8 protein-coding genes are annotated in these 8,120 nt (G+C 28.0%); 3 read left to right on the top strand and 5 right to left on the bottom strand.

The features are described from left to right. Positions 1-79 precede the first annotated feature (79 nt). A complete protein-coding gene (locus BN1173_RS02875) occupies positions 80-598 on the top strand; it encodes a BAPKO_0422 family outer member beta-barrel protein (protein WP_014696395.1) in 519 nt (172 codons plus the stop codon). Positions 599-721: 123 nt separating this feature from the next. Continuing rightward, positions 722-1,258 (top strand): BAPKO_0422 family outer member beta-barrel protein, encoded by a 537-nt coding sequence (locus BN1173_RS02870; RefSeq protein WP_014696394.1) that lies wholly within the window; start codon positions 722-724, stop codon positions 1,256-1,258. A gap of 14 nt (positions 1,259-1,272) precedes the next feature. On the opposite strand, the gene gnd is transcribed toward BN1173_RS02870, so the two are convergent. Then, on the bottom strand, positions 1,273-2,667 hold the full coding sequence (gene gnd / locus BN1173_RS02865) for a decarboxylating NADP(+)-dependent phosphogluconate dehydrogenase (RefSeq protein WP_012538310.1): 1,395 nt from the start codon (positions 2,665-2,667) through the stop codon (positions 1,273-1,275). A gap of 114 nt (positions 2,668-2,781) precedes the next feature. Here gnd and htpG point away from each other — a divergent pair, with 114 nt between their 5' ends. Beyond that, positions 2,782-4,629: a molecular chaperone HtpG gene (gene htpG / locus BN1173_RS02860; RefSeq protein WP_040236456.1), complete on the top strand. Its 1,848-nt coding sequence runs from the start codon at positions 2,782-2,784 to the stop codon at positions 4,627-4,629. A gap of 36 nt (positions 4,630-4,665) precedes the next feature. Here the strand turns inward: htpG and crr are convergent, their stop codons facing one another. The 4 genes from crr to BN1173_RS02840 all read right to left on the bottom strand — a co-directional run. Beyond that, positions 4,666-5,235, bottom strand: a complete 570-nt coding sequence (gene crr / locus BN1173_RS02855; protein ID WP_014696392.1) for a PTS glucose transporter subunit IIA — start codon at positions 5,233-5,235, stop codon at positions 4,666-4,668. 3 nt (positions 5,236-5,238) lie between these two features. Next, the gene (ptsP, locus tag BN1173_RS02850) at positions 5,239-6,960 is read right to left on the bottom strand and encodes a phosphoenolpyruvate--protein phosphotransferase (RefSeq protein ID WP_014696391.1); all 1,722 of its coding nucleotides are present in this window, start codon (positions 6,958-6,960) and stop codon (positions 5,239-5,241) included. 15 nt (positions 6,961-6,975) lie between these two features. Beyond that, positions 6,976-7,236 carry an HPr family phosphocarrier protein gene (locus tag BN1173_RS02845; RefSeq protein ID WP_012538988.1) on the bottom strand — a complete coding sequence of 87 codons (261 nt, stop codon included), beginning with the start codon at positions 7,234-7,236 and terminating at the stop codon, positions 6,976-6,978. Between the two features lie 119 nt (positions 7,237-7,355). Further along, positions 7,356-8,120: FAD binding domain-containing protein (locus BN1173_RS02840; protein WP_052456023.1), on the bottom strand; the 765-nt coding region annotated here is incomplete at its 5' end.

Below are 8,120 nucleotides of genomic sequence, written 5' to 3'. Positions count from 1 at the left end.
ATATAAAATAATAACTAATATTGATTACGTTGGTTTTAAAAATTAAGCATACACTTAAAATGAGAGGATTCATTATTAAATGAAAAAAACAATTTTGATTCTTATATTAATAAATTATTTTAATAGCACAGCAAAAGATGAATATACAAAAAACAAAGGTTATTTTGGAATTGGAATACTAGGGCCATTTCCAAATGCAATACAACTTAACTTAGCAAAAAACATCGAAATAGAATTTGGATTCTACAATGGACTCAAAAATCTATTCCAAAACTTTCATACATTATTTACATCTATAGAATTCAATATATTCTCATCAAACTCATTTAATAAACCTAAACCCATAAATACATCACTTGGAATAGGAATTTATGGATTATGGTGGATATCTAAATGGCAAAAAACACATGAAATATATAATTCAACAAATATAGGTATCAAAATTTCGCTATCCTTAATTTTACCAATTCTTAAAAGACATTTTGATTTGTTTTTAAAAGTAGGCCCAGGAATAAACATATGGGGAATAGGAAATGATTATCCAAAACACAAATGGGAAGTATTTGCTGGACTTGGTATAAAACTTTGGGTTGCATAAAAAATACAAAATATCATTAACATTAATCATCAAAAAATTCAATTAAGAAGATTTTTATATAAAATTTATTAATCATTAAAAATAAAATATAATGAGATAAAAACATGAATTGTTGGGGACATCATGCAAAAAATAATGATAATAATACTAACATCAAGTATGTGGATCAATTCATTTGGTAAAAGCTCATATTTAGATAGAAAAATAGGATTTGGTGGAAGTATTGGAAATCCAATATTTAATTATATTATGTCATTTCCATTTATTGATATTGAAATAGGCTATGGAGGAACTAATGGGATTAAATTACCACAAAGTATACTCAAATCTAAAAAATATGATTTTAATGTATTTGTACTCTCAGCCATTGATTTAATATTTACAATATCATTAATAGAAAAACTATCTATCGGAACAGGAATTGGAGGAAATATACACATCTCATCCAACAAATCAAATTTTAAAAGCATGGAAGCGGGTTTTGGATTTAGAATTCCAATAGCTATTTTTTACGATATAACAGAAAATATAGAAATTGGATTTAAAATGGCACCTTCAATAGAATTTGTATCAAATCCACAATCTATCGCATACCATTATCTTTACGCAGGATTTAAAATAAATATCATAGGAGGAATGTTCATTAAATATTATATTTAAATACATAACCTAAATTATTCCCAACTACTATGAAAAAATTCACCCCTATTTGAATCTATTCTCTCAAAGCTGTGTGCACCAAAAAAATCTCTCTGGGCCTGAATTAAATTTGCTGGCAAATAATTAGTAGAATAAGAGTCTAGAAAAGAAAGACTTGCATAAAATGCTGGCAATGGTATCCCAATTTCACTGGCCTTTGAAACTATACGCCTTAAAGATTTATGATGATTCTTTATTATATCTAAAAAATAATCATCAAAAAGCAAATTAATAAGATGTGGATTTTTATCGTAAGCTAACTTAATTTTATCTAAAAAAACACTCTTAATAATACAACCTTCTCTCCAAATTAAAGAAATTTTTCCTAAATTCAAATCCCAAAGATAATTAGCTGATGCATTCTTAAGAATCATAAATCCTTGAGAATAAGCTAATATTTTAGCAACTAAAAGAGAATAATAGAGATCTAAAATCCAATCACTCAGATCAAATTCAACAAAGTCCACATCCATTTTAAGGATATCACTAGCAATTACTCGTTCATGTTTTAATATTGACAAAGACCTTGCAAACATAGATTCAAAAATCAAATTTGCTGGTACATTTAAATGCAAAGCTTCAATTGATACCCACTTTCCAGTACCTTTTTGATTTGCAACATCTAAAATTTTATCAATTAAATATTCATTATTCTCTTTATATTTTAAAATTTTAGATGTTATTTCTATCAAATAACTAGATAATTCACCTTCTGACCACTTATCAAATACTTCAGCAATTCTCAAATTATCTAAATTAAAAGCCCTCTTCATAAAAAAATATGCTTCACCAATAAGTTGCATATCGGCATATTCAATTCCATTATGAACCATCTTTACATAATGCCCAACTCCATCTTTACCCAAATAAGCAGAACAAACATCCCCCTCATTAGTCTTAGCAGCTATTTTATTTAAAATAGGTTCTATTAATTCATAAGCTTTTTTATTACCTCCATACATAAACGAAGCTCCAAATCTTGCGCCTCTCTCACCACCTGAAATTCCAAGCCCAACAAAATAAATATCCCTAGAAGATAATTCTTGCTCTCTTCTTATAGTATCTTTATAATAAGAATTACCACCATCAATAATAATATCGAATTTTTCAACAAAAGGTAAAATTTGCTCAATAACTTCATCAACAGCCGAATTTGATACCATTAAAATAATCTTTCTGGGTTTTTTTAAACTTCTAATAAAAGTCTCAATATCGCTTACACCACTAATTTTTTTATGAGAATTATTTGCAAGAAAAACTTCTGTTTTTTCATTATCCCTATTATAAACATAAACATTAAAACCATTATCGGCAATGTTTAATGCCAAATTACTACCCATAACTCCTAATCCATAAATACCAATATCCATTGCATTATCCCCTATCGTATTTTTTTCATAGAAAAATTATTTATTCATTATTTTTAGATTATGTTATATTATAAAAAAAGTAAAGATTAAACGAATACAAGATAGGAGAATTCTATGAAAAAACAATTTGATACAGAAGTCAATGATTTACTTTATTTAATCATACATTCTCTTTACTCACATAAAGAAATATTTTTAAGAGAATTAATATCAAATGCTTCTGATGCCATTGATAAACTTAAATTTTTAAACATCACAAATGAAAAATTTAAAGACATAAAATTAGATCCACGAATCGATATAAATTTTGATGAAAAATCCATCACAATAAAAGATAATGGAATTGGAATGAATAGAGAGGATTTAATTAGTCACCTCGGAACAATTGCAAAATCAGGCACTAAAGAATTTATTAACAACTTAAAAAAAGATGAAAAAAAAGCTGCAAGCCTAATTGGACAATTTGGTGTTGGTTTTTACAGTGCTTTTATTGTAGCAGACAAAGTTGAAGTTATAACAAAAAAAGCTCTAGATAATATTGCATATATTTGGTCTAGTGATGGAAAAACAGGATATGAAATCAATGAAACAAATAAAGATGAAAATGGAACTGAAATAATACTTCACCTTAATAAAGAGGGAACCGAATATGCTAACAAATGGAAAATTCAAGAAATTATAAAAAAATACTCAAATCATATAAGCTATCCTATTTTTATTAAATACAGAGAACCTATAATGAAGGATGGCAAACAAGAAGGATTTGAAGAGAAAGAAGATAAATTAAACGATACAACGGCTATTTGGACAAAAAATAAAAATGAAATCTCTAATGAAGAATATAATGAATTTTATAAAAATTTAACTTTTGATTATGAGAATCCATTAATTCATATTCATACAAAAGCCGAGGGAAGTATTGAATACACAAATCTTTTCTACGTTCCAAGTAAAGCTTCCTATGACCTATATTATCCAAATACTAAACCTGGGGTAAAATTATTTATAAATAGAATTTTTATTTCAGATTCTGCTGACAGCTTACTTCCAAATTACCTAAGATTTATAAAAGGAATAATAGATTGCCAAGACTTACCCCTAAATGTAAGTAGAGAAATTTTACAACAAAATAAAACATTAGCCAAAATAAAGGCATCTTCTGTAAAAAAAATACTTAGCGAACTTGAAAAATTAAGTGAAAACGACTCCACCAAATTCAATGAATTTTCTAAAGAATTTGGAAGATGCTTAAAAGAAGGGGTTTATTCCGATTTTGATAATAGAAATAAGCTAATATCTCTAATTAGATTCAAATCTTCTAATGTAAATGGATTTGTATCACTAAAAGAATATAAAGATAGAATGCCTGCAGAACAAAAAAGCATATATTACATCACTGGAGGCAAAGAAAATATTCTTAAAATCAACCCTATTGTAAATGCCTATAAAGATAGAGGATATGAAACTCTAATTATGGATGATGAGATTGACGAAGCTATTTTAAATTTCATAACAGAATATGAGGGCATTAAATTAAAAGCAATAAACAAAAATGAAACAAGTGATGAATTAAAAGATGAAAATTTCAAAAAAATAGAAGAAGAATTTCAAGATATACTGTCTAAAATAAAAGAAATATTAAAAGATCATGTTAAAGATGTTTCATTATCAGCAACCCTCATACAAGAACCATCAGCAATAATAATTGACAGCACTGATCCTACTTATCAAATGCAAAAAATCATGCTATCAATGGGACAAGAAGTTAAAGAAACAAAACCCATTCTTGAACTTAATCCAAACAACAAAATTATTCAAAATTTAAAAAATTTAGATGATACAACCTTAGAAAAAATAAGCATCATTCTTCTTGAAGAAGCAATAATAACTTCAGGACTGCCAAGCAAAAACCCAAATCAATTTATAAACATAATAAATGAAATGTTAGAAAAAAATATATAAATAAAAGTAAGTTCGCATACTCATGAGTATGCGAACTTACTTTTTAACTCTAAGAACTATATCTTTCCCCGCTTCAACAGGACTAGCTTGTAATATTTTAGTCTCAATATCTGCAGTTAAAGTAGTAGTAGAAGACACAACATATTCAGAATCATCATCAAGCTTGCCAAACACATACTCAATGCTTGAAACTTCATCAGAATTTGCAATAACAACAGGAGTAACTATTGACTCTGCATGGGCTTTTAAATACTCAAGATCAAGTCTAATAATAACATCACCCTGCTTAACACTCATACCTTCCTCAGCAACTCTTGTAAATCCCTTACCATTTAAATTAAGAGTATTAATACCAAAATGCACAAAAATTTCAATTCCCTCTTTGGTTTCAAGACTAAATGCATGATTAGTCTTAAAAATCTTACCAATATTCCCATCACAAGGCGCAACAAGTTCATTTCCAGTAGGCATAATTGCAATTCCATCACCAACTATTTTCTCAGCAAAAGCCTCATCTGGCACCTTATCAATTGAAACAACCTTGCCACTAACAGGTGCTATCAAATCTAAAGTAGCCACCTTTTTAAAAAACCCTAAAAATCCCATAAGTTAATCTCCTATATATTTATCTAAAAATTTTAAAGTCTCTGATTCTGATTTGCTATTTAAAACTTTAATTGCCAACTCATTCAAATCAGACATAGTATACTTTTTAAGTAAATATTTAATCCTAAGCGAAGCACTAGGAACCATACTCAAAGATTTAAATCCAAGTCCAATGAGAATTAAAGCTCCAGCTTCATCTCCTCCAAGTTCACCACAAACAGAAACATCAATACCAGCACTATGACCAGCATCAAAAACATTCTTAATCAATTTTAAAACAGCAGGATTATATTTATCATACAAATTTGATATTTTCTGATTACCCCTATCCACAGCCAAAGTATACTGAGTTAAATCATTAGTACCAATACTAAAGAAATCCAACTTATCAGCAAGTTCAGATGCTAATAAAGCAGCAGAAGGAACTTCTATCATACATCCAACTTCCAAATTTTCATCAAAAGGCAAGTTCCTAGATTTTAAATTTTCCTTGGCTTTATCTACAAAATAATTAATTATCTCAAGTTCTTCATACCTAGCAAGCATAGGAACCATAATCCTTATTTTGCCATAATGGCTAGCTCTAAAAATTGCATTAAATTGACTTTGAATCAAACTTTCATAATCCATATACATTCTAAGAGCACGATATCCTAGAAAAGGATTCTCTTCCTTTGGAAAATTAAAATATGGAATTTCTTTATCTCCTCCAATATCAAGAGTACGAATAGTAACAACACCTTTTTTTTCAATATTCTCAACAACCTTTTTATAAGCTTCAAACTGTTCATCTTCTGTAGGAGGCTTTAAAGACTCCATATACAAAAATTCTGTCCTAAAAAGCCCTATGCCATCAAGTCCATATTTATTAACATAAAAAATATCTGTTGGAGTTCCAATATTAGCCTTTAGAAATATTTTAATACCATCTTTTGTTACTGCATCTTGATTCTTCAATTCAAAAAGCTCTTTCTCATGCTCATTATATTTTAGTATCTTATGAGAATATTTATCAAGTTCACTAGATGAAGGACTACTAATAATTATTGAAGAGAGTCCATCAATTATCAACTGCTCACCTTCTTTAATTTTATCAATATCTAAAGGTGACATCACAAGAGCCGGAAGTCCCATTGTTCTTGCTAAAATAGCAGCATGAGAAGTTTCACCACCAACCGTGGTGATAAAACCCTTAACATAACTTAAATCAACCTGCATTGTATCAGAAGGTGTTAATTCTTCAGTAATTAACACCACATCTCTCTTAACCTCAGCAAGATCAACTACCTTATCTAAAATATTTGCAATAAGTCTATTTCTAATGTCTTTAAAATCAGAAGCTCTCTCTTTTAAATAAACATCTGCATATTCTTCTACACTTGCAATCAATTCTTTAAAAGACAGATAAACAGCATAAGCAGCGCCACAATTTTCATTCTTAATAAAATTTATAACAGACTCAGAAAGCTCATCATCTTCAATAATTAACATCTGTCCTTCAAAAATGCCTTCCTTATCAGCTCCAAGTTGAGATACAACCTTTCTTGTAAGGTCTCTTAAAACAGATATAGCCTTTAACTTAGCATCATTAAATTTTTTTATCTCACCATCAATTTGCGAAGAAGTGATTTTTGATTTATCAATTAATTTATCAAAATCTTTCTTTATAAAAAGTGCTTCTCCAATACCTATCCCTTTAGATATTCTTTTCCCCGATAAAGTCATATTAACCTTCCACACTTACTCTTTAAAAGATTCAATAAGTTCAACAAGTTCATTAACAGCTCTCTCCTCATCATCACCCTCAGCACAAACCATAAGCTTCTTACCATAAGATAATTCTAAAGTTTGCAATCTAAACAAACTTTTGCCGCTAACAGATTTTCTATCAGCTTCAATAGTTATATCACTAGCATATTCCTTAGCCTTTTTGACAAATGTTGATGCTGGTCTAACATGTAAACCATTAACAGCCTTAATTGTAGCCTCTTTTTTAACCATAAGCTTAAGCCCCTTATTTGAATAATTATTTTTTGATTAAATTACTAACAAATAAATATTATAATGCATAAAAACGATTTGATATATTAAATTCTATTGCCTTTCTATTAACAGTATTTTCAAGAACGATTAGGTGATGATGATGCTAATTTTTTAAGACTTAAAATTAGAAGCTGCGTCATATGCATTTGAGTATTGGACAAATGTTTCAAACTTCTCTCTTCCAAACTAAAATTTTTAACATCACGAATACTTTTATCTAACATTCTAAGAGAATCTTCAATCTCAATTAAAGATAAAGGTAAAGTTTTGTTTAAAAGTAAAACTTGAAAATCCCTTAAAGTAATAACCTTGTCATTATAAAATATTTTCATCAGAAAATCACTTATGATATTCCTTTTAACATTCAACAAAACACAAATAAAAATAATATTTATCTCGTCTAAAAAATTAAATGAAAAAGTATAATCAAATATCCTACTACAAAAACTCTTATTCCACAAATTTGTAATTGGAAATTTTAATTTGCTTAAAAATAAAACATGACGGTTTTGTATATAATCATCCCTATTAATGCTATAAGCATTATAAGTATAGTTTTTTTTAGTCAAAATATTCTTAAATTCAATTTGAGCATCAAGACTTAACAATAAAGGATATAAATCAAAAATTGTGTTTTTATAATAAAACCCATTAGCAATATTAATGCTATTTAGACATATTCTATCGTTTAACATTGAAATAAATTCATAAAATAAACGTGGAATATTTTTCTCTCCAAATTGCAAAATAGCATCATAAGTAACACATGGACCTATTTCCAAAAAATTACTTCTAAGAAAAATCTTATTAAACTTTTCTTTATTGTTTAAACTTTCTTTTAA

It is taken from the genome of Borrelia crocidurae (assembly GCF_000825665.2).
Taxonomy (GTDB): domain Bacteria; phylum Spirochaetota; class Spirochaetia; order Borreliales; family Borreliaceae; genus Borrelia; species Borrelia duttonii.
This window is presented reverse-complemented; position numbering and strand designations above follow the sequence as displayed.

Bases quoted from the DNA above. Each gene is read 5' to 3' on its own strand.
- ptsP (WP_014696391.1), bottom strand. From the start codon at position 6,960: ATGACTTTATCGGGGAAAAGAATATCTAAAGGGATAGGTATTGGAGAA.
- BN1173_RS02875 (WP_014696395.1), top strand. From the start codon at position 80: ATGAAAAAAACAATTTTGATTCTTATATTAATAAATTATTTTAATAGC.
- BN1173_RS02870 (WP_014696394.1), top strand. From the start codon at position 722: ATGCAAAAAATAATGATAATAATACTAACATCAAGTATGTGGATCAAT.
- htpG (WP_040236456.1), top strand. From the start codon at position 2,782: ATGAAAAAACAATTTGATACAGAAGTCAATGATTTACTTTATTTAATC.
- BN1173_RS02845 (WP_012538988.1), bottom strand. From the start codon at position 7,236: ATGGTTAAAAAAGAGGCTACAATTAAGGCTGTTAATGGTTTACATGTT.
- crr (WP_014696392.1), bottom strand. From the start codon at position 5,235: ATGGGATTTTTAGGGTTTTTTAAAAAGGTGGCTACTTTAGATTTGATA.
- gnd (WP_012538310.1), bottom strand. From the start codon at position 2,667: ATGGATATTGGTATTTATGGATTAGGAGTTATGGGTAGTAATTTGGCA.